The organism is Kitasatospora sp. NPDC006697 (assembly GCF_042869935.1).
Lineage (GTDB): Bacteria > Actinomycetota > Actinomycetes > Streptomycetales > Streptomycetaceae > Kitasatospora.
On the sequence record NZ_JBIAGU010000005.1, the window covers coordinates 250696 to 272073 of the forward strand.

A 21378-nucleotide genomic window follows, 5' to 3' on the forward strand; every position below is an offset into this window, starting at 1 on the left:
GCCCGCCCCCGATCTGAGGCAGCGTCAGGCCCAGTCACCGCCACCGCCGTCGATCGGAGGGCCCGCCCCCATGGCCGCACCACATCCGGCACCAGGCGGACCCAACGGCCGGCCCAACGGCGGACGCGGCCGCGGACGGCACGCGCTGCGCCGCGAGGTCGGGCTGGCGGGGCTGCTCTGGGCCTCGGTCGGGGCGATCATCGGCTCCGGCTGGCTGTTCGGCGCCGAGAAGGCCGTCCGCGCAGCCGGACCCGCCGCGATGCTCTCCTGGGGCGTCGGCGCCGTCGCCATCGTGCTGCTCGCCCTGGTGCACGCCGAGCTCGGCGGCCTCTTCCCGGTGGCCGGCGGCACCGCCCGCTACCCGCACTACGCCTTCGGCGGCTTCGTCGGCATGAGCTTCGGCTGGTTCACCTGGCTGCAGGCCGCCACCATCGCGCCGATCGAGGTGCAGGCGATGATCGGCTACTCCCAGCACTGGACCTGGGCCTCCGGCCTGCAGCACCACAAGGACCAGACCCTGACCGCCGCCGGCTTCGTGGTGGCCGCCGCCCTGCTGGCGATCTTCGCCGCGATCAACTTCCTCGGCGTCAAGTGGCTCGCGCACACCAACAGCGCGGCCACCTGGTGGAAGGTCGCCGTCCCGGTGGTGACCATGGTGGTGTTCGGGCTCAAGGAGTTCCACGCGAGCAACTTCCACAGCCAGGGCTTCGCCCCGTTCGGCGCCCGCGGGGTGCTCTCGGCGATCAGCACCAGCGGGGTGATCTTCGCGCTGCTCGGCTTCGAGCAGGCGATCCAGTGGGCCGGCGAGTCCCGCAACCCGCGCCGGGACATCCCGCGCGCCGTGCTCGGCTCGGTGCTGATCGGCTCGCTGATCTACCTGATGCTCCAGGTGGTCTTCATCGGCGCGCTGCCGCCGGACACCTTCGCCGCCGGCTGGGGTGCGCTGGACTACCACGGGATCAGCGGCCCGTTCGCCGGGCTGGCCGCGCTGATCGGCCTCGGCTGGCTGGCCACCGTGCTCTACATCGACGCCGTGGTCTCGCCCGCCGGCACCGGCCTGATCTACATCACCTCCAGCTCCCGGATCAGCTACGGCCTCAGCCGCAACGGCTACGCACCGCAGGCGCTGCAGGCCACCGACCGGCGGGCCGTGCCCTGGCTGGGCCTGGTGGTGGCCTGGGCCGCCGGGGTGCTCTGCTTCCTGCCCTTCCCCAGCTGGCAGCGGCTGGTCAGCTTCATCACCTCCGCCGTGGTGCTGATGTACGCGGGCGCGCCGCTCGCCTTCGGGGTGCTCCGGCGGCGCTTCCCCGACCTGGAGCGCTCCTACCGGCTGCCGGCCGGCGGGCTGGTCTCCCCGCTCTCCTTCGTCATCGCCGGACTGGTCATCTACTGGTCCGGCTGGGACACCCTCTGGCGCCTGGGCGCCTCCATCCTGATCGGCTACCTCCTGCTCGGCGGCTACGCGGCCTGGGCCCGGGCCAAGGGCCTGCCGCAGGCGCCGCGGATGGACTTCAGGGCCGGCCAGTGGCTGCCGGTCTACCTGCTGGGCATGGGGCTGATCTCCTGGCAGGGCCAGTTCGGCGCGGGCGCCACCGGCAACCTGCCGCTCTGGTGGGACCTGGGGGTCGTGGCCGGCTTCTCGCTCGCCGTCTACTACTGGGCCCTGGCGGTGGCGCTGCCCGCCGAGGAGATCGAGCGCAACGTGGCCGACGTCGAGGTGCTGGACGCCGGCGGCCACTGATCGGACGGACCGTGATCGGACGGACCCTGCCGGAGTGCCGCGCGCCCGCGCGGCACTGCGCCGGGCCAGGATGGGAAGGGCAGAACCGGGCGAGGTGGACGATTTGGACGACTCCCGCTTCCCGTTCCTCAGCGGAGTGGCAGGGGTACTGGTCGACGGCGGCGGCCAGGTGCTGGCCGGCACCGCCGCCGCGGAACGGCTGCTCGGGCTGCCGGTCGACAGGCTGCGCGGCCGCCCGCTCAGCGACCTGGTGCTGGCCGGCGGGCCGCGGGCGGCCGACCGGACCGACGGCGCGATCGGCGGCTGGCGCGGCCGGGTGACCGTGCGCACCGGCGAGGACGGCGAGCCGGCCGAGCTGGACATCCGGGTGCTCAGACTGCGCGGCCCCGACCCCCGGGACCGGCGCGCCCCGCGCTACGTGGTGCTCGGCGCCACCGCCCGGCAGGCCGACCGCTGGCGCCAGGACCAGGCCTTCACCCGGGAGCTCTTCCTCCAGGACCGGTTCGGCCTGGCCGTCTTCGACGCCGACCTGCAGATCATCCGGACCAACACCCACCTGCTGCCCTACACCGGCGTGCCCGACGACCTCGCCGGGCGCCGGCTGAACGACTTCCTGCGGACCGAGGACGCCCTCGCGCTGGAGGTGCTGCTGCGCGAGGTGCTGCGCACCGGCCAGCCGCTGGTGCTCGGCGAGGAGCTGGCCCGCACCCTGGTCGACCCGCGCAGCGGCCGCATGATGGCCATCTCCGCCTTCCGGCTGCAGGCCACCGACGGCACGGTGATCGGGGTCACCGCGCTCTTCAACGACATCACCGAGCAGTACCAGGCCCGCCGCCGGCTCGCCCTGCTGCACCAGGTGACCGCCTCGGCCGGCCACTCGCTCTCGGTCGGCGACAACGCCCGGCACATGGCCGACGCCCTGGTGATCGGCTTCGCCGACGTCGCGGCCGTGGAGGTGGCCGCCGCGGTCTCCACCGGCGAGGAGCCGGTGCCGGAGGAGGACGGCCGGCTGCTGCTGCGCCGGATCGCGGTGGCCGGACCGCCCGAGGCCCGCCCGCCGCTCGGCGACACCGTGCTGGTGGACGAGGACGGGCTGAGCGAGCCCGAGGACCCGGCCCAGGCCTGGGCGATCACCGTGCCGCTGATCGCCCGCGGCGTGCTGCTCGGCCGGATCAGCGTGAGCCGGGAGCGCTGGAAGGACGCCTTCGTGGAGGAGGACCGGGCGCTGATGCGCGAGCTCGCCGCCCGGGTCGCGCTCGCCCTGGACAACGCCCGCCGCTACACCCGCGAGCACCGGGCCGCGATCGGGCTGCAGCGCAGCCTGCTGCCGCCCGCCGTGCGCTCGGTCGCCGCGGTCTCCACCGCCAGCGTCTACCTGCCCACCGACACCGTCGGCGGGGTGGGCGGCGACTGGTTCGACGTCATCCCGCTCTCCTCGGCCCGGGTCGCGCTGGTGGTCGGCGACGTCACCGGGCACGGCCTGCACGCCTCGGCCACGATGGGCCGGCTGCGCACCGCCGTGCGGACCCTGGCCGATCTGGACCTGGAGCCGGACGAACTGCTGGTGCACCTGGACGACCTGGTCGCCCAGCTGCTGGTGGAGGCGGCGCTGGTGGCCGACGTGGACGAGGAGGGCGCCGAGGGGCCGGCCGAACCCCCGCAGCCCGGGCCGGTCCCGCCCGCCCGGCCCGAGCCCGGCTCCTTCGGCGGCACCTGCCTCTACGCGGTCTACGACCCGGTCTCCCGGATCTGCACCGTGGCCAGCGCCGGGCACCCGCCGCCGGCCGTCGCCTACCCGGACGGCAGCGCGGCCGTGCTGCCCGTCGCGCCCGGGCCGCCGCTCGGGGTCGGCGGCCTGCCCTTCGAGTCGACGCCGGTGGAACTGCCCGAGGGCAGCGTGCTGGCGCTCTACACCGACGGGCTGATCGAGCGGGGCGACGGCGACATCGACGCCGGGACCGCCGAACTGCTGCGCCGGCTGGCCGCCGTGCGCGGACTGGAGGTGCCGCTGCGGGAGGCCGGGCAGCGGCTGGTGGCCGGGCTGCCGCCGACCCGGCTGCACGACGACGTCACGCTGCTGCTGGCCCGCACCAAGACCGTGCCGCCCGCCGACACGGCGGTGTGGAGCGTGGAGCCGGACCCGGCGGCGGTCGCCCGGGTCCGCGAGGACGCCACCGCCACCCTCGACCGCTGGGGGCTGGGCGAGCTGGCCTTCACCACCGAACTGGTGCTGAGCGAGCTGGTCACCAATGCCATCCGGTACGCGGGGGGCCCGGTGGTGGTGCGGCTGATCCGGGCGGACACCCTCACCTGCGAGGTGTCGGACGGCAGCAGCACCCAGCCGCGGATGCGGCGGGCCCGGCTCACCGACGAGGGCGGGCGCGGGCTCTACCTGGTGGCGCAGCTGACCAGGCGGTGGGGCAGCCGGTACACCTCCTCGGGCAAGACCATCTGGACCGAGCAGGAGCTGCCGCAGTGACGGCATGGGTCGGTCCCCGGTAGGGCACGGCATCGGCTCGGCGCGCTCCTGCCGTCGCTCGGGGCGGCGCTGTCGACTGGTCCCACCGGGGGCCTGGCCAGGCCTCCTGGACACGGGAGTCGCTCGGACGGCCGTCGGACGTCTCCGAGGGCGGTGCGGCTCTCTCCGGTTGTCTGGTGTACGCACAAGTGTAGCCCCGCGCGCGGCGGTTCGGGGCGCTCAGCGGGTGCGGATCCGCTCCACCGCGCGCAGCACGGCCGCCGCGCCGTCCTCCGCCGCGATCCGCCCGGCCACCGCGCGGGCCCGGTCGCGGTGCCGGGGCTCGTGGACGGCCCGGTGCAGGGCCGCCGCCAGCCGGTCCGCGGTGAGCTCGCGCAGCGGTACCGGGCCCGGGCTGACCCCCAGGGCGGTCAGCCGGGCCGACCAGAAGGGGGCGTCGAGTTGGGCCGGCACCGGCACCGCCGGGACGCCCGCGCGCAGCCCGGCCGCGGTGGTGCCCGCGCCCGCGTGGTGGACCACGGCGGCGACCCGGGGGAAGAGCCAGTGGTGCGGCAGGTCGCCGACCGCCAGCACCCCGTCCCCCTCGACCCGCAGGCCGGTCCAGCCCGCCTGCACCACGGCCCGCAGCCGGGCCCGGCGCAGGGCGGTGCCGACCACCCGGCCGAGCCGGTCGGCATCGGTGACCAGGCTGCCGAAGCCGAGGAAGACCGGCGGCGGGCCGGCCTGGAGGAAGTCGGCCAGCTCGGCGGGCGGCTGCCAGCCGTCCGGGTGGTGCGGCCACCAGTAGCCGTCGACCGTCAGCCCCGGATGCCAGTCCCGGGGGCGCGGCAGCACGGTCGGCGAGATGCCGTGCAGGGTCGGCGAGTCGACGGCCTGGCGGGCGCCGGGGCCGAGTCGGCGGCGGAGTTGTCGCACGGTCGGGCCGAAGAGCTGGTCGAGGGCCAGCCGGGCGGCCTGTCCGGCGGCCCGGTTGCCGAGCCGGCCGAAGGACCGCGGGCCGGCCACGATCGGCGGGAACTCGCCCGTCGGGTCCAGGGGTTGGAGGTAGACCCGGAGAGCGGGCAGGCCGAGCGCGGCGGCGATCACCTCGCCGAACGGCGCGGTGGTGCTGCTGAGCAGCAGTAGATCGGTGCCGGCCTCCGTCGCGGCGAGCAGCCCGGCGGCCAGCTCGGGCATGAACTCCCGCCCCAGCTTCAGCAGTTCGAGCACCGCCCGGGGCCCGTTGCCGGCCGCGAGCAGGCGCTGCCCGCCCCGGGAGGCGAGCGCCTGGCGCGGGTCCACCGGGAGCGCGCGGAACTCCAGGCCGGCCGCCGCGACCAGCTCGGCGAACCCCTGGTGGGAGGCCAGGGCGACCTGGTGCCCGGCCTGTCGCAGGCGGGCGCCGAGGCCGGTGTAGGGCGCGACGTCGCCGCGGGAGCCGGCGGTGGCGATGAGGATGCGCACGGTGACGATTATGTCAGCCGGAGCGGAAGGTCCAGCGGGTCGGAGTGCCGGTGAAGTCCGCGTCGTCCAGCCCGAAGACGCTGCGCGGCACCACCCGCAGGGTGGCGTTCACCGCCGGGTCCAGGAACTCCGGACCGTAGGCGGTGGCGTACTTGGCGTTGAGCGCGGCCAGGAAGCCGGCGATCCCGGCCGGGTCGGTCACGGCGGCCGCGTCCCCGTCCAGCACCACCGGCTGGTGCGCGTCGTCGGTGGCCACCGTGCAGGCCGGGCGGGCCGCCAGGTTGCGGTACTTGCGCGAGCGCACGCTGCTGCTGAACCAGAGCGAGCCTCGCAGCCAGACGCCCCAGACCGGCATCAGGTGCGGCCGCCCGTCCGGGCGCACCGAGCCGACCCAGTACTCGTGCGAGTCGGCCAGCCGGCGCTCGGCCCAGAACCAGGGCAGCAGCCCGCGCCCCTCGCCGGCGGGCAGCACGCCGTAGCCCGGCATATGCGGTCGGGCGGCCGGGGGATCGGCGGGATCTGACGTCATATCAGCTCCCGTGGGAACGAGGGGCGGCCGGCTCGGGGCCCGTACGACAGGCCCCAGGCTGGCACGGCCGGGCGCCCCGGCGCGGACGGCGCGCCCGGGGAATGCGCCGACCGGGTGAGTGGCGGGCCGAGCCGTGCGCTCCGGACCGGCGCCTTTCCGGCCGGGGCTCGTTAGATTGGAGGACAGGAGCGATGGCCGGCGGTGCGGACGGGCGGGAGCGGGTGAGCCTGATGGGTGTGCCGGACGCGGCGGAGCAGAGCCCGGTCGGCGCGATCGGCCGGGTCACCGTCTCGATCCCGGCCGACGGGCCCGGCGAGGTGCTGGTCCCGGTGCGCGGCGGCAGCGAGGCCTTCGCCGCCTGGGCCGAGCGGCCGATCCCCCGCAACACCATCGTCATGGTGGTCGAGCAGTCCTCCGCCCGGTCCGTCGTCGTCGTTCCGTTCCCCGACAGCTGAGGAGACCGGCCATGTTGTTCTGGTACGTACCGGCGCCCAACGAGGCGCTGCTGATCTCGGGGTCCAAACGGCAGGCCCAGGACACCCAGTTCCGGATCGTCACCGGCCACGGCAGCTTCGTGCTGCCGATCAAGCAGAAGGCCCGGATGCTCTCGCTGGCGCTGCGCGAGGCCGAGATCTCCGAGGACTGCGTGACCCAGCAGGGCATCAAGCTGCGGGTGCGGGCGGTCACCGTGTTCAAGGTCGGCGACGATCCGGTCTCGATCGCCAACGCCGCCCGGCGGTTCCTGACCGAGCAGCGGCGGATGGAGGAGCTGGTCGGCCGGATCTTCGCGGGCCATCTGCGGTCCATCGTCGGCGGTCTGACGGTGGAGCAGATCATCCGGGAGCGCGACCGGGTGGCCCAGGAGGTCAAGGCGGGCAGCCACTCCGAGATGGAGAAGCTGGGCATCGTGGTGGACGCGCTGCAGATCCAGGAGATCGAGGACTCCACCGGCTACATCACCAACCTGGCCGCCCCGCACGCCGCCGCCGTGGCCAGCCAGGCCCGGATCGCCCAGGCCCGCGCCGACCAGGAGGCCGCCCAGCGCGAGCAGGAGGCCGCCGCGCTCAAGGCCCAGTACGAGCGGGACACCGCGATCAAGCGGGCCGGCTTCGTCGCCGAGACCGAGCAGGCCAACGCCCAGGCCGCCCAGGCCGGACCGCTGGCCGAGGCCCGGGCCACCCAGGAGGTCATCGAGGAGCAGACCGCGCTGGCCCGCCGGCACGCCGACCTGGCCGCCCAGCGGCTGGAGGCCGAGGTGCGCCGCCCGGCCGACGCCGAGGCCTACCGCCAGCGGACCCTGGCCGAGGCCCAGCGGGACCGGGCCAAGTTCGAGGCCGAGGGCGAGGCCTACCGCCGCACCACGCTGGCCACCGCCGAGGCGCAGGCCGCCCGGGTGCAGGCGGACGGCGCCGCCTACGCCGAGCGGACCACCGCCGAGGCCCAGGCGGCCGCCAACTCGGCCCGCGCCGACTCGCTGCGCGACGGTGCCCAGGAGCTGATCGCCGCCAACCGGGTGGTGGAGAACCTGCCCGCGCTGGTCGAGGCGGCGGCCCGCAGCCTGGCGGGCGCCAACCTGACCGTGCTGAACGGCAGCGAGGGGCTGACCCAGGTGGCCACCGGCATCGTCGGGCAGGGCCTGGCGGTGCTGGACGCGCTGCGGCAGGGCGCGGCGCGGCAGCCGCAGCCTCAGCCGCCGGAGCAGCAGGAGTGACGGGTCAGGCGTACGCGCGCAGGGCTTCCTCGACGATCGCGTCCAGCCGGGCGTGGTGGGCGCCGCGCCAGTAGACCTGGCCGCAGCTGCCGCACTGGGCGAAGGCGTCGTAGGAGCGCTCGGTGCCGTCCTCCAACTGCTCGTGGACGGCGGACTTGGTGGTCGGCCGGAGCAGCCCGTTGCAGGCCGTGCACCTGGTCCACGGCGCGAGCGCGGGTGCGAACCGGGAGAGCACGTCGTGCAGTTGCTCGTCGGGGCGGTGGCTGTAGACGTAGCCGCCGGCCCAGAGCTCGCGGCGGCGCAGCAGGCCGCGGTCGCGGGAGAGCATCACCCGCTGCTCGGCGGCGGAGCGGGCGGCCAGCGCGGCGTCGCCGATGTCCAGGTTCTCGTAGGCGGCGTCCACGCCGAGCAGCCGCAGCCGGCGGGCCAGCGTGCCGAGGTGCACGTCGAGCAGGAAGCGGGCCGGGCCGGGCAGCGGCTGCGGACGCCCGAAGGCCCGCACCTCGATGCGCTCGCCGGCGGCCGGGACGTGGCCGGGGCGCACCGGCGCGCCGTCCACCAGCAGCGCGCCGACCTCGGTCAGCGGCACGCCCAGTGACTCCACCACGTGGCCCAGCGAGGACACGCCGTCCACCAGGACCGCCGAGGCGTCGGTGCGCTGCCGGGCCGGGACGAACACGTGCAGGTCGGCCGCGAAGCCGATGGTGATCTGCTGCTTCTCCACCCGGCCAGCATGCCAGCGCGGCGGTGCGCGGGGGAAACGGTTTCCCGAGCGTACGGTGGCGCCGAGGTGGCCGCCGGGTGACGGGGGATCAGTCCCGGCGGTTCGCCGGGTCCGCCGGGGCGGGCGCCCGTATGCTCGGCCGCATGCGCATTGTCATCGCGGGCGGACATGGACAGATCGCGCGGCGGCTGGAGCGGCTGCTGAGCGCGCGGGGCGACGAGGTGGCCGGCCTGATCCGGCGGGTCGAGCAGTCCGGCGACCTGGAGGCGGCCGGCGCGGTGCCGGTGGTCTGCGACCTGGAGTCGGCCACGGTGGACGAGGTGGCCCGCCACCTCGAGGGCGCGGACGCCGCCGTCTTCGCGGCCGGCGCCGGCCCGGGCAGCGGCGCGGACCGCAAGGACACCGTGGACCGGGGCGCCTGCACGCTCTTCGCCGACGCGGCCGAGACCGCCGGGGTGCGGCGTTTCCTGGTGGTCTCCTCGATGGGCGCCGACGCCGGAGCGAGCGGCGGCGCGGACGAGGTCTTCACCCGCTACCTGCGGGCCAAGGGCGCGGCGGACGACGACGTGCGCTCCCGCCCGGGCCTGGACTGGACGGTGCTGCGCCCGGGCGCGCTGACCGACGGGCCCGGCACCGGGAGGGTGGCGCTGGCCGAGTCCACCGGCCGCGGCCAGGTGCCGCGCGACGACGTGGCCGCCGTGCTGGCCGCGCTGCTCGACGAGCCGGGCACCGCCCGCCGGACGCTGGAGCTGATCGGCGGCAGCGAGCCGGTGGCCGAGGCGGTGCGGGCGGTCGCCGCCGGCTGATCCGGGGTCGGAACGCCGACGGGCCCCGCCACCCTCCGGTGGCGGGGCCCGTCGTACGGAGCGTCAGGAGCGGCGTCAGCCCGCGAAGTCGGGGTTCAGCTGGCTGAGCCGGATGTGGTTGCCGGACGGGTCGCGGAAGCCGCAGTCACGGCCGTACGGGCGGTCCTCCGGCTTCTCGACGAACTCCACGCCCAGGGCGGTCATCCGGGCGTAGTCGCCGTCCACGTCGTCGGTGGTGAGGAAGACCGTGTTGGCGAAGCCCTTGCCGACCACCTCGAGCACCTGGTCGCGGGTCTGCTCGTCCATCACCGGCTGGCCGGGCACCGCCATCAGGCTGAGCGACACGTCGGGCTGGCCGGCCGGGCCGACGGTCAGCCAGCGGAAGTTGCCCAGCTCGGCCACGGTCACATCGGCGGTGACCTGGAAGCCCACCTTCTTGGTCCAGAACTCCAGCGCCGCGTCCTGGTCGTGCACCCAGACCTGTATCGTGCTGATCTTCATGCTCATGGTCCTCTTCCACCTTTCCTCGGTACTCCGCGCTCCGCCGGGGGCCGCGTGCGCCCGCCCGGAGGACATGCCCCAAACCTAGGGTGTGGTGTCAGGCGCCGTCTTCTCGAAACGTGCGGTGTTGCGGCCGGCCGTAGGCGCGCAGCATGCAGCTGGGCACCCGGGCGTAGTCGGCGGCCGGCGGGTAGGCGGCCCGGTAGGCGGCCGGGGAATGCCCGTACATCCGGGTGAAGCTGGTGGTGAAGGAGCCCAGGCTGCTCAGGCCGACCGCGTAGCAGATCTCGGCGATCGGCCGGTCGGTGTGCCGCAGCAGGTGGGCGGCCCGCTCCAGCCGCCGGGTCAGCAGGTAGACGTGCGGCGACTCGCCGAAGGCCTGCCGGAAGGCGCGGCTGAAGTGCGCGCGGGAGAGCCCGGCCGCCGCCGCCAGGTCGGCCACCCCGAGGGGTTCGGCGTACCGGGCGTCGGCGAGGTCCTTGGCGCGCAGCAGGTGGCGGGCGGGCGGGAGGTCGGCGGCCATGCAGCCCAGGTTAGGCCCGGGGTCCGACACCCGGGCGGGCCCTGGCCCGGGCCGCCAGCAGCGCGATGTCGTCCTCGGCGGCCTGCGGGGTCAGGCCGTGCAGGGCCGCGTCCAGCAGGTCCTCCAGGTCGCCGCCGACCGGCAGGTGCAGGCCGGCCAGCCGGGCCAGCGAGTCGTCGATGTCCTCGCCGCGGCGCTCCACCAGGCCGTCGGTGTAGAGCATCAGCACCTGGCCGGGCCGCAGCTCGCGGGCGGTCTGCTCGTAGCCGCCCAGGCCGGTGCCGAGCGGCGGGCCGGTCGGCACGGCCAGCAGCTCTATCGGCCGCCCGGCGGTGAGCAGGGCGGGCGGCAGGTGGCCGGCGCTGCTCAGGGTCCAGCGCTGCCGGGCCGGGTCGGCGAGGGCGAGCAGGCAGGTGGCGGGGCGGGCCGACTCGTTCTCCGAGATCAGGTGGTCCAGCTGGCGCAGGATGCGGTGCGGCGGCAGGTCCATGGAGGCGATGTAGCGCAGCATCGAGCGGTAGCTGCTCATGTCCACGGCCGCCTCCACGCCATGGCCCATCACGTCGCCCATCACCAGCAGGGTGCGGCCGAACGGCAGCCGGACCGTCTCGTACCAGTCGCCGCCGACCACCGAGCTGGTGCCGGAGGGCAGGTAGCGGGAGGCCAGTTCCAGGTTGGGGTGCGGGCTGCCGGGCTCGGCGAGCAGGGCGCGCTGCAGCTCCAGCGCGATGCCCTGGGAGCGGGTGTAGCGGCGGGCGTTGTCGATGCTGAGGGCGGCCCGGCCGGCCAGGTCCTGGACCAGCACCACGTCGTCGTCGGTGAAGCCGAACGGCGAGGCCTCGGCGGTGCGGGCCAGCGAGAGCATGCCGATCAGCTGGCCGCGGGCGGTCAGCGGCACCTCCAGCAGCGAGTCCACGCCGGCCGCCCGATAGGCGGCCAGGGTGGCGGGGTCGGCGGCGGTGGCGGCCAGCTCCTCGGCGGTCAGCTGGTTGGCGGCCACCGGCTTCCCGGTGGCCAGGCAGCGGGCGGCGGCGGTGCCGGGGCGGTAGCGGACGGTCTCGCCGGGCGCGGCCAGCTCGGCGAGGCGGGCCAGCAGCTGCGGCGCCCGGGCCACGGCGGTGCGGCGCAGCCGGGGCACCGCGCCGCCCGCGCCGCTCTCCCGGACGGCGGCCTCCGGCGGCAGCACGTCGATGGTGGCCAGGTCGGCCAGCCGCGGCACGGTGAAGTCGGCCAGTTCGGTGCAGGTGGTGCCGATGTCCAGGGTGGTGCCGATCCGCTCGGCGGCTGCGTCCAGCAGGGTGAGCCGGGCCCGGGCGTGCTCCAGGTCGTGGCGGTCGGGCGCGGCCTCCACGGTGGTCACGGCGACCACCAGGCCGACCGGCCGGTCGTGCAGTTCCAGCCGGCGGACCAGGGCGGCCAGCGGGCGCCGGGCTGGATCGCCGGGGTCGGGCAGCGGCAGCAGGTCGGTGATCGGCATGGTCCTGGTCCGGCCGTCGGCCAGCACCCGCTCCAGCACCCGGGCCGCGCGGGGGCCCAGCACGCTGCCGGTCAGCCGGTCGGCGGGGTGGCCGGTGAGGCGGGAGACGGCCGGGTTGACGTACCGCCAGCGCAGTCGGCGGTCGAGCAGGGCGAGGCCGATCGGCGCCTGCTCGGTCAGGGCCCGGAGCAGTTCGACCGGGTCGCCGTCCAGCGCCTCCGCGGCCGCCCGCAGCTGTGCGTCTGCGGCCGGCCGGTCCGGTACCGCAGGGTCCACCCGCCACCTCCTCCGGCTCGGCAACCGCCCTGTTCGGGACCACCGGTCCCGCTTCCACACCTGAGGACAGTATGTCCCGTCGCGACGGCTCCCGGAGGTGACCGGGAGCCGTCGGAAAGGGGGTCACTTGGTGGACGCGGAGGTGGACGGTGGCACCGGCGGCACCGGCCGGCCGGTGTCCGTCAGCCGGCGGCCACCGTGTCGGTGCGGGCGGTGTTCGCGCCGGCCAGGCTGACCACCGGGACGGCGCCGCGCAGGTCGGCCGAGCGGTAACTGGCCGTCAGGGTCTCCGACTCGCCGGGCCAGAGGGTGACGTCGTCGTCCCCCCAGATGGCCGAGCGGACCTCGTTGTCGCCGGGCAGTTCCGCCCCGGCGGCGGTGCCCCGGCGCAGGTCGGCGCGGAGGAAGAAGCCGACCGCGGGGGTGCCGGAGGTGTTGGTGACGGTGACGGTCAGCAGCCGGTCGGCCCCGTTCGGACCGGCCTGCGCCGTGGACTTCGCGGTGGTGCGGACGGTGGCGGCGGGCAGCTGGGCCAGCGCCTTGAGGTCGGCGTAGGAGCTCATCACGGCCTGCGGCTGGCCGATGGTCCTGGACCAGTCGGTGACGTCGGGCGTGGTGGAGTTCCAGTAGGTGTTGCGGTCCACCAGGGTGCCGTTCTGACGGAGCAGCAGTTCGACGAAGTAGACGGTGTGGGCGGTGGTCGGCACGCTGGGCCTGAGCACCGCGTTGGCGACCTGCTGGGAGGCGAGCGAGCGGGTGGGGCTGGTGCGGTCGTCGAGCAGGCGGCCGGCGGTGTCGTACACCTTGGCCTCCACGGTGAGGCCGGACTGGACGGCCCCGGTCAGGTTGTCCAGGGTGACCGTGCCGGTGTCCAGGGCGTAGAGCGCGTGCAGCGGGCGGTTGGCCCGCTGGGCGCCGAAGAAGGCGCCGGCCTGGTCGCCGTCGTTGTTGTAGAGAGACCAGAGCATGCTCGGCCAGCCCTTGTTGAGCTGCCAGTAGATGGTGCCGGTGGCCGGGGCGGCCGTGTTGGTGGAGTGGTCGATGAAGGCCTCGAACTGGGCGCGGACCGACTCGTAGTTCTGCAGCTGGGCCTCCTCGACGTACTGCGGCAGGCTGGTCGGGGTGCCGTAGCGGTGGTCGATCGCCTGGTCCAGGTTGTAGTTGGTGCCGAAGGCGTAGCCGGTGTGGCCGGTGCCCTCGTAGTTGTCGTGGTACTGGGCGGCGGTGGGGCGCTGCCAGAGGGCGGCCTGTTCGGCGGGGGAGAGGAAGCGGCCGATCGAGTCCAGGGTGGGCACGGTGTTGCCGGAGCCCTGCTCGCTGTCGAAGCCCCAGGCGCCGCCGGCGTTGGTGCGGGTGGCGTCCTTGGGGTCGAAGTGCGAGGTGTCGTACCAGTAGTTCGGCGGGACCCAGTCGTACGGGCCCTCCTTCTCGCCCGAACTGCCGAGCTTGGGGCTGCTCTTGTACTCGGCGGAGGCGACGAACGGCACGTCCAGGTCGGCGGCCCGGAAGCCGTTCAGGGCCAGGCTCTCCTGGGTGGCGGTGGGCGCGTTGTCGCTCCACTGGAAGCTGAAGACGCTCGGGTGGTCGCGCAGTGCGGTGCCCACGCTCTGCGCGGTGAGCTGGTAGAGCGACTGCTCGGCCGGGGTGTAGCTGGTGGCCTCCCAGAAGTCGCAGCACTGGTAGCCCGCGTTGACCAGGATGCCGGCGGCGTCCATCTGCCGGAACCAGTCGGCGGGCATGAAGTGGCCCTCCAGGCGGACCATGTTGATGCCCATCGCCTTGAGCAGGCCGATCTGCTGGGCGGTGTCGGCCGGGTCGTAGCGCAGGAAGAGGTCCGGATCCCAGCCGCCGCCGCGGATCACCAGCGGGGTGCCGTCGACGGCGAAGGCCCGCACGCCGTCGGGGGCGGCGGCGGACGGGCCGGTGAGCCGGGAGTCCACGGTGCGGATGCCGAAGGTGGAGCTGGTGGAGCCGAGCGTGGCGCCGCCCTGGGAGACGGTGGTGGCCAGGGTGTAGAGCGGCTGCCCGCCGAGCTGGTAGGGCCACCAGATCTTCGGGGCGGTGAGAGCGAGTCGGGGGTAGCCGGCCGGGTCGAAGACCACCGTGGCGGTGCTGTTGGCGGCGACGGTGACCGGGCTGCTGACGGTGATCGGGGCGCCGCCGCCGGGCGGGGTGACGGTGGCCGTCACGGTGCCGGTCTGCGGGCTGCCGGTGGTGTTGGTGACATCGGTCTTCACGGTCAGCCGGGAGCTCTTGAGGTCGGCCGACGTGTCCTGCAGCACATGGGCGTTGCCGTCGATCAGCGGGCCGCCGGACTGCAGCTGGACCGGGAACTGGATGCCGGTGTTGTTGTCCGGCGGGATCTGGGTCCAGTCCACGTCGTCCAGGGTGAGCATGCTGTTCGGGTCGTTGGGGTGCAGCTCGATGGCGAGCGAATTGCCGCCCGGGCGCAGCAGCTTGGTGATGTCCAGCACGTGCTGGGCGTAGCCGCCGGTCACGGTGGCGGCGGTGGCCACCTCGGTGCCGTTGACCCAGACGTCGGCCGCGCCGATCACGCCGTTCAGCACCAGCCGGGCCGAGCGGCCGGCCGGCGGGGAGGCGAAATCGGTGCGGTACCACCAGGGCACGGCGAACCGGGCCAGGGTGTCGGGGCCGACGGCGGTGAGCTGCCCGTAGCAGCCCTTCATCGTGGTGGAGTAGAAGACGTCCGGGCAACCGCCGTTCTGCAGCAGTGCGTTGATCTCGGTGCCCGGGGCTCCGCCGCCGTCGTTGGCGACGCTGAGCCACTTCGCGGTGGCGAAGCCGGGGGTGGAGATGGCGGCGCCGGACTGGGTGGCGGTGGCGCTGCTCAGCACCTTCCAGCCGCCGGTGGCGCCGAGGTCGCTGAGGGCGCTGGAGCCGGTGGGCGGGTCGGTGAAGGCGACCGGGGCGGATTCCTGCGGGGTGCTGCGCGGGCTGGCGGCCGCGCCGGGCGGCTGCAGGCCGAGCAGGGCGAGGCCGAGCGCCAGCGCGGCGGCGCCGAGCGTGCGGGCGTGCTGGACCATGGGCAACTCCTCTGTGTGCCGGGCGATGTGGGACGGCCCCCGGCGGGCGGTGCCGCCGGGAGCCGTCATGGGGTGCGGGTGTCAGCTGACGGAGAGCGAGGTGTCGTCCAGCACGAAGCTGGTGGTGCCGCCGTTGGCGTCGGTCTCGGTGCCGGTGAACTTGAGGGTGACGGTCTGGCCGGCGTAGGCGGTCAGGTCGGCGGTGTGCTGGGCGTAGCCGGTGTTGTGGTCCAGGTTGGACCAGGTGGCCAGGGTGGCCAGCACGGTGCCCGCGCCGTTCAGCACCTGCACCTTGAGGGTGTCGGGCTTGGCGGTGCTGGTGCTCTCGGTGGTGTCGGTGTGCAGCCAGTAGCCGAGGCCGGCGGTGCAGCCGGCCGGGATGCTGACGGTCTGGGCGAGGGTGTCGGTGTCGGCCTTGCCGTCGCCGTTCAGCCAGGCGGTCCAACTGCCGGAGTGGGCGGGCTGGTCGGCGGTGTCGTTGTTCACCGGGGACTGGGCCAGGGTGGAGGTCTGGGTCCACGGGGCGGGGTTGCTGCCGTTCTCGAAGCCCGGGTTGCCGAGGAGCTGGGCCGCGGTGCAGCCGGTGCCGCCGGTGGGGGTGCTGCCGGGCGCCCAGTAGTCGCCGGCCATCACCAGGTAGACCAGGGTCTTGATGGACTCGCCGTAGTAGCCGTCGCCGAACGGGTTGGTGGCAAGGTAGTTCCAGAGGGTGTCGGTCCAGGCCTGGTCGCCCGCGGCCATCGCGGCCGGGCCGACCGCGTCGCCGGCCTCCTCGGCCTGGTCGCTGGTGGAGTACGCGGTGCAGTCCAACTTGGTGTGCGGGTACACCTTCTGCGGGTTGCCGCCGGACTCCTTCTTCAGGCAGGCGGACTCCTTGGCAGCCACCGACTGGGCGGTGGTGTCGCCGTAGAGCAGCGCGTCGGTGCCCAGGTGCCAGGGCACCCGGATGGAGTTGTAGCCGACGATGTTGTCCGGCTGGCTCTCCTGGTAGTTGGCGGGCGCCGGCTTGGGGCTGGTGGTGTCCGCGCCGACCACGAAGTCGGAGAGCAGGCCGCCGGTGGACGAGTAGGCGGAGGTGAACTCGTTGATCACCGCCTCGGTGCGGGTGAGCACCTTGTTCCAGTCGTGCGCGGTGTCGTAGGCGGCGAAGGCCTTGAGGTGGTCGAGCATGTGGTCGCTGGGCCGGGTGTCGGTGTTGGGGCCGTCGTCCTCGCACTTGAGGTGGCCGTCCGGGGCCACGTCGTGGGCGTAGACGGCGGCCAGCCAGGCCTTGGCGTCGGCGGTGTAGCCGCCCCACTGGTGGTCGGCCAGGACCAGGCCGTAGCCGATGTCCAGGTCGCCGTCGGTGGCGGCGTCCGGGGTGCCGCTGCTGTAGTAGGTGCAGGTCTTGCCGTCCAACTGCCACTCCATCAGGCCGTCCTGGTCCTTGTGGTCCTTGACCAGCTGCCAGAGGCCGTTGAACTCGGTCTGCGCGTTGGCGTCGTAACCCGCCATCAGCGGGACGATGTTCATGCCGTAGCCCTGGCCCTCGGAGACCGGGCCGTTGTTGGTGGCGTCGCCGTCGCCCTTGGTGGAGACGTAGTACTCGTTCGAAGCGCAGCCGTGGACCAGGTAGTTCGCCTTCCAGGAGTCGTACTGCTTCTCGACGGCGGCGTCCCGGCTGGACTGCGAGGCCGAGGGCATGACGCCGACCCGGTAGGTGGTGTGGGTGGGGAACGGGTGGGCGGCGGTGGCCGCCTGCGCGGGCGCGGCGGCCAGCGCGGTGAGCGGGAGGGTGAGCAGGGCCGACACCACGGTGCCGGCCAGGAGGCGGATTCTCGACGCGTGCGGGCGCATGCGGGCTCCTGGCGTGTGGGGAGGGAGGCGCGCTGGGGCGGAGCTGGTGGAGACGGAGTTAGTAAAGCTTCCTAACCTGGCCCACAGGGTCCACCCATTGCCGGGAACCCGTCAAGGGGTCGTGCGGGAGCAGCTCTTGACGGAGTGAAAGGTCTAGTCCATTGTCAAGCCCGTATCAACTGCCATGCGTCGCCCCCCACCGCTCGCACGCAGGAGGATCCATTGCCCCGCCATGCCGTCCGCCGGCCGCGCACCGCGCTGGCCCTGCTGACCAGCAGCGCCCTGCTGCTCGGCGGCACACTCGCCGTCACCGGCAGCGCGTACGCCGACAGCAGCAACCTGGTGACCAACCCCGGCTTCGAGACCGGCGACCTGACCGGCTGGAGCTGCGACGCCGGCACCGCCGGCGTCGTGCACACACCGGCACACTCCGGCAGCGACGCGCTGGCCGGCGCCGCCACCGCCTCCGACGACGCCCAGTGCACCCAGACCGTCGCCGTTCAGCCCAACTCCACCTACACGCTGAGCGCCTGGGTCCAGGGCGCGTACGTCTACCTGGGCGCGCAGAACAACGGAAACGCCGCCTGGACCCCCTCCGCCACCAACTGGCAGCAGCTCAGCACCAGCTTCACCACCGGCGCCTCGGCCACCTCGGTCACCCTCTACCTGCACGGCTGGTACGGCCAGGGCACCTACCACGCCGACGACGTGCAGCTCACCGGCCCCGGCGGCGGCACCGCCGGCGGCCCCGCCACCCCCGCCATGCTCGCCGTCACCGGGACCACCAGCTCCAGCGTCTCGCTGAGCTGGACCATGCCGCCCGCCAACACCGCCTACACCCAGGCCACCGGCTACAAGGTCTACGAGGGCGCCACGGCGGTGGCCACCAGCACCGGCCTGACGGCCACCGTCAGCGGCCTGGCCGCCGGCAGCACCCACAGCTACACCGTCACCGCCGTGGACGCGGCCGGCCACGAGTCCGCCCACTCCGCCGCCGTCACCGCCACCACGCAGAGCAGCGGCGGCGGAGGCGGCACCGGCACCGGCTGGCACCCCGGCTACCTGGCGATCGGCTCGGTCTACACCCCGGGCTCCACCGTGGACTCCTTCTTCAGCAGCTGGGGCACCCACGGCAAGCTGCCCGACTACGGGTACGAGTACCTGGTCGGCAACGACATGCCGAACTGGGCCGCGACCACCACCACGATGGTGCAGCACTCCGAGCAGTTCGGCATGACGCCGGTACTGACCGAGTACGGCATGAACGGCAACATCGACGGCACCAGCGTCGACTGGAACAACATGCAGAACCCCGGCTGGCTCACCACCTACTTCCAGGCGCTCAAGAACGCGGCCGGCGCGGCCAACACGGCCTCCGGCGGGAAGCCCGTCGGCTGGGTCGTCGAGCCCGACATGATGGGCTACCTGCAGCAGAACTACGGCAGCGACGCCACCAGGATGGCCGCCGCCACCAGCGCCGCCTACTCCTCCGGCGTCCTCGCCGGCGGCACCGACCCGGCCTTCGACAACACCCTCAAGGGCCTGGTGGAGGCGATCAGCTACACCATCAAGAAGTACGACCCGGCCGCCTTCCTCGGCTGGCAGGTCAACACCTGGGGCGTGCGCGACGCGCTCAAGGACACCGACAGCATGGGCTGGACCGCCGGACGCCAGTCCGTGGTCACCACCGCCAACCAGGTGGCCGCCTTCCTGAAGACCGCCGACCTCGGCTACCACGCCGACTTCGTCGCCTTCGACCAGTGGGGCCAGGACTTCGGCGTGCTGCGCGACCCCAACCCGGCCGGCGACATCCGCTACCTGAACGCGGCGCACTGGAGCAACTACCTGCTCTACGTGCAGACCATCCGACAGGCGCTCGGACTGCCCGCGGTGCTCTGGCAGCTGCCGGTCGGCCACCTCAACTCCACCCAGACCCCCAGCCCCACCTACTTCAACGCCTCCGGCAGGTTCCCGGACCTGGACAACACCACCCAGGAGGAGAACGAGGACTCCTCGTCCACCTTCTTCTACGGCGACACCTTCACCTCCAGCGGCAACAACCTCGCGTTCTACTCGGCCAACCCGGGGGCCGACCCCAAGGTGAGCGTCAACGGCTCGACGGTGAGCTGGGGCTCGCACCTGCCGGAGGCCGCGGCCGCCGGAGTGGTCGCCATCCTGTTCGGCGCGGGGACGGGGAGCGGGACGTACGGGGTGCCGGAGATGTCCGGCGCCGACCAGAGCGCGCCCGGCGACTTCGGGTACTGGGCGACCCGGACCCAGTCGTACCTGGCGGCGCCCACCCCGCTGCCGTGACGCTGCCGGGCGTGCTCCACCCGGCGTGACGCAGCGTCAGCAGTTGCCCCATTCGGTCCCCCCGTACCGCGCGGTGCGGGGGCACCGGCCCGCCCCGGCCGCAGACTGGCCGTCATGGAGCGAGCGAGCGGGGGTGGCGGGTGACCGGCGGGATGCGCCCGCGGCGGCCGGGGCGCGACGGGCGGCCGGTGGCGCCCGGGCTGCAGCGGGCCGCCGGCTACACCTGGCGGCTGCTGGTGCTGGCCGTCGCGGTCTACCTGCTGCTGCTCGTCGTCGGGCGGCTGGTGCTGCCGGTCGGCGCGGTCTTCCTGGCGCTGGTGATCACCTCCGTGCTGCGCCCGCTGGCCGACCTGCTGGGCCGCCGGCTGCCCCGCTCGCTCGCGGTGGCCGGCGCCGTGCTCGGCGCGCTGCTGCTGGTCGCCGGGCTGCTGGCGCTGATCGGCGCCTCGGTGGCCGACGAGTGGGACACCCTGGGCAGCGAGTTCCGCGGCGGCGTCGGGCGGATCGAGCGGTGGCTGGAGGGCGCGCCCTTCCACGTCCGTCCCGAGACCGCCACCACGCTGCAGAACAAGCTCGGCTCCTACCTCTCCCAACACCGCGCCACCCTGATCAACACCGCCGTCAGCCAGGCCGGGCGGGTGGTGGAGGTGGTCACCGGCGGTGTGCTGGCGCTGTTCTGCGCCGTCTTCTTCATCCACTCCGGCGACCGGATGTGGGGCTGGCTGCTGCGCCAGCTGCCGCCCGGCGCCCGGCGCGGCTGGGACCGCGGCGGGCGCACCGCCTGGCACACCTTCGCCGGCTACACCCGGGGCATCGTCATCGTCGCGGCCAGCAACGCCGTGCTGGTCGGCATCGCGCTGGCGCTGCTCCGGGTGCCGCTGGTGCTGCCGCTGGTGGTGCTGGAGTTCTTCGCCACGCTGGTGCCGCTGATCGGCTCGCCGATCGCGATGGTGATCGCCGCGGTGGTGGCGCTGGCGGCGCGCGGGCCGGTGACGGCGGTGATCGTGCTCGGGCTGATCGTGGTGATCGGCCAGATCGAGGGGCACCTGCTGCACCCGGTGGTGATGAGCTGGGCGGTGCGGATCCACCCGGTGGCGGTGGCGCTCTCGGTGATCGCGGGGGGTGTGCTGGCCGGGGTGATCGGGGCGGTGGTGGCGCTGCCGCTGGTATCGGTGATCTGGGCGGTGGTCAGCGAGCTGCGGGCCGGGGACGGGGGTGCGGCGGCGTGAGCGACTGCCTGTTCTGCCGGTTCGCGGCGGGGGAGGGGGAGATCGAGGTGGTGCTGCGGGACGAGGTGGTGCTGGCCTTCCTGGATCACCGCCCGCTCTTCCCCGGGCACCTGCTGGTGGTGCCGGTGCGGCACGCCGCCACGCTGACCGAGCTGCCGCCCGAGCTGACCGGTCCGTTCTTCGACCGGGTGCGCCGGCTCACTGCGGCCGTCGAGCGCGGCACCGGCGCCGCGGGGTCGTTCGTGGCGATGAACAACCGGATCAGCCAGTCGGTGCCGCACCTGCACGTGCACGTGGTGCCGCGCAACCCGAAGGACGGGCTGCGCGGGTTCTTCTGGCCGCGGACCCGCTACGCCGACCGGGCGGCCGCCGAACGGGTGGCGGCGGCGGTGCGGGCGGCGCTCGACTAGCCCACCGGGGTGGGGAGCGGTGTCGGGCTCAGCGGGGCCGGGGCGGGGGCGACCAGTTGCGGGTCGACGGTCAGCAGCGCCACGCCGATCGGGGCGGTGAGCTCGCGCAGGGCCGTCGGGCAGAGGGTGACCCAGGCCTGCTCCGGGCCGAGCGCGGCGGACAGGCGCTCGGCGGTGCTGAAGGCGACGGCGGTGCGCTCGCCCAGCGGGGTGCGGAAGAGGCGGACCGCGTGGCCCGCGGGACCGGGGCGGACCGGCACGACCAGTTCGGGCTCGGCCTCGGTGGTGCTGCGCTGGTCCATGGGTTCCTCCAGGGGCGGGTCGGTCCCGCGGCGG

17 protein-coding genes are annotated in these 21378 nt (G+C 74.3%); 8 read left to right on the forward strand and 9 right to left on the reverse strand.

The window, feature by feature from the left end; genetic code table 11:
- The first annotated feature begins 70 nt into the window (after nucleotides 1-70).
- Nucleotides 71-1741: an APC family permease gene (locus ACFYNO_RS09990; RefSeq protein WP_388008276.1), complete on the forward strand. Its 1671-nt coding sequence runs from the start codon at nucleotides 71-73 to the stop codon at nucleotides 1739-1741.
- Nucleotides 1742-1835: 94 nt separating this feature from the next.
- Nucleotides 1836-4220 carry a SpoIIE family protein phosphatase gene (locus ACFYNO_RS09995; RefSeq protein ID WP_388008279.1) on the forward strand — a complete coding sequence of 795 codons (2385 nt, stop codon included), beginning with the start codon at nucleotides 1836-1838 and terminating at the stop codon, nucleotides 4218-4220.
- A 219-nt stretch (nucleotides 4221-4439) separates the two neighbouring features.
- Here ACFYNO_RS09995 and ACFYNO_RS10000 read toward each other — a convergent pair whose 3' ends face one another.
- On the reverse strand, nucleotides 4440-5663 hold the full coding sequence (locus tag ACFYNO_RS10000; RefSeq protein ID WP_388008282.1) for a glycosyltransferase: 1224 nt from the start codon (nucleotides 5661-5663) through the stop codon (nucleotides 4440-4442).
- 13 nt (nucleotides 5664-5676) lie between these two features.
- Nucleotides 5677-6192: a pyridoxamine 5'-phosphate oxidase family protein gene (locus ACFYNO_RS10005; RefSeq protein ID WP_388008285.1), complete on the reverse strand. Its 516-nt coding sequence runs from the start codon at nucleotides 6190-6192 to the stop codon at nucleotides 5677-5679.
- Between the two features lie 191 nt (nucleotides 6193-6383).
- Here ACFYNO_RS10005 and ACFYNO_RS10010 point away from each other — a divergent pair, with 191 nt between their 5' ends.
- Together ACFYNO_RS10010 and ACFYNO_RS10015 are read left to right on the forward strand one after the other, a co-directional pair.
- Nucleotides 6384-6647 carry a hypothetical protein gene (locus tag ACFYNO_RS10010; protein ID WP_388008288.1) on the forward strand — a complete coding sequence of 88 codons (264 nt, stop codon included), beginning with the start codon at nucleotides 6384-6386 and terminating at the stop codon, nucleotides 6645-6647.
- A gap of 11 nt (nucleotides 6648-6658) precedes the next feature.
- Nucleotides 6659-7903 carry an SPFH domain-containing protein gene (locus tag ACFYNO_RS10015; RefSeq protein ID WP_388008291.1) on the forward strand — a complete coding sequence of 415 codons (1245 nt, stop codon included), beginning with the start codon at nucleotides 6659-6661 and terminating at the stop codon, nucleotides 7901-7903.
- Between the two features lie 4 nt (nucleotides 7904-7907).
- On the opposite strand, the gene ACFYNO_RS10020 is transcribed toward ACFYNO_RS10015, so the two are convergent.
- Nucleotides 7908-8627, reverse strand: coding sequence for a Mut7-C RNAse domain-containing protein (locus tag ACFYNO_RS10020; RefSeq protein ID WP_388008294.1), 720 nt, complete (start codon nucleotides 8625-8627; stop codon nucleotides 7908-7910).
- A gap of 143 nt (nucleotides 8628-8770) precedes the next feature.
- Here ACFYNO_RS10020 and ACFYNO_RS10025 point away from each other — a divergent pair, with 143 nt between their 5' ends.
- Entirely contained in the window at nucleotides 8771-9433 is a 663-nt protein-coding gene (locus tag ACFYNO_RS10025) for an NAD(P)H-binding protein (protein ID WP_388008297.1), read from the forward strand.
- 75 nt (nucleotides 9434-9508) lie between these two features.
- Here ACFYNO_RS10025 and ACFYNO_RS10030 read toward each other — a convergent pair whose 3' ends face one another.
- The 5 genes from ACFYNO_RS10030 to ACFYNO_RS10050 form a co-directional block, all read right to left on the reverse strand.
- On the reverse strand, nucleotides 9509-9940 hold the full coding sequence (locus tag ACFYNO_RS10030; RefSeq protein WP_388008300.1) for a VOC family protein: 432 nt from the start codon (nucleotides 9938-9940) through the stop codon (nucleotides 9509-9511).
- A gap of 91 nt (nucleotides 9941-10031) precedes the next feature.
- Nucleotides 10032-10457 (reverse strand): helix-turn-helix domain-containing protein, encoded by a 426-nt coding sequence (locus ACFYNO_RS10035; protein ID WP_388008303.1) that lies wholly within the window; start codon nucleotides 10455-10457, stop codon nucleotides 10032-10034.
- A 10-nt stretch (nucleotides 10458-10467) separates the two neighbouring features.
- Nucleotides 10468-12210 (reverse strand): SpoIIE family protein phosphatase, encoded by a 1743-nt coding sequence (locus tag ACFYNO_RS10040; protein ID WP_388008306.1) that lies wholly within the window; start codon nucleotides 12208-12210, stop codon nucleotides 10468-10470.
- A 182-nt stretch (nucleotides 12211-12392) separates the two neighbouring features.
- A complete protein-coding gene (locus ACFYNO_RS10045) occupies nucleotides 12393-15254 on the reverse strand; it encodes a beta-mannosidase (RefSeq protein ID WP_388008309.1) in 2862 nt (953 codons plus the stop codon).
- Between the two features lie 81 nt (nucleotides 15255-15335).
- On the reverse strand, nucleotides 15336-17090 hold the full coding sequence (locus tag ACFYNO_RS10050; protein WP_388008312.1) for a glycosyl hydrolase family 8: 1755 nt from the start codon (nucleotides 17088-17090) through the stop codon (nucleotides 15336-15338).
- Nucleotides 17091-17312: 222 nt separating this feature from the next.
- Here ACFYNO_RS10050 and ACFYNO_RS10055 point away from each other — a divergent pair, with 222 nt between their 5' ends.
- From ACFYNO_RS10055 to ACFYNO_RS10065, 3 genes are all read left to right on the forward strand, one after another.
- Entirely contained in the window at nucleotides 17313-19403 is a 2091-nt protein-coding gene (locus ACFYNO_RS10055) for a carbohydrate binding domain-containing protein (RefSeq protein ID WP_388008315.1), read from the forward strand.
- Nucleotides 19404-19543: 140 nt separating this feature from the next.
- On the forward strand, nucleotides 19544-20632 hold the full coding sequence (locus ACFYNO_RS10060) for an AI-2E family transporter (RefSeq protein ID WP_388008318.1): 1089 nt from the start codon (nucleotides 19544-19546) through the stop codon (nucleotides 20630-20632).
- Nucleotides 20629-21042 (forward strand): HIT family protein, encoded by a 414-nt coding sequence (locus tag ACFYNO_RS10065; RefSeq protein ID WP_388008321.1) that lies wholly within the window; start codon nucleotides 20629-20631, stop codon nucleotides 21040-21042. Before ACFYNO_RS10060 ends, ACFYNO_RS10065 begins: the two co-directional genes overlap by 4 nt.
- On the opposite strand, the gene ACFYNO_RS10070 is transcribed toward ACFYNO_RS10065, so the two are convergent.
- Nucleotides 21039-21344, reverse strand: a complete 306-nt coding sequence (locus tag ACFYNO_RS10070; protein WP_388008324.1) for an SAV_915 family protein — start codon at nucleotides 21342-21344, stop codon at nucleotides 21039-21041. The two genes, ACFYNO_RS10065 and ACFYNO_RS10070, sit on opposite strands and share 4 nt — an antisense overlap.
- Nucleotides 21345-21378: the final 34 nt, after the last annotated feature.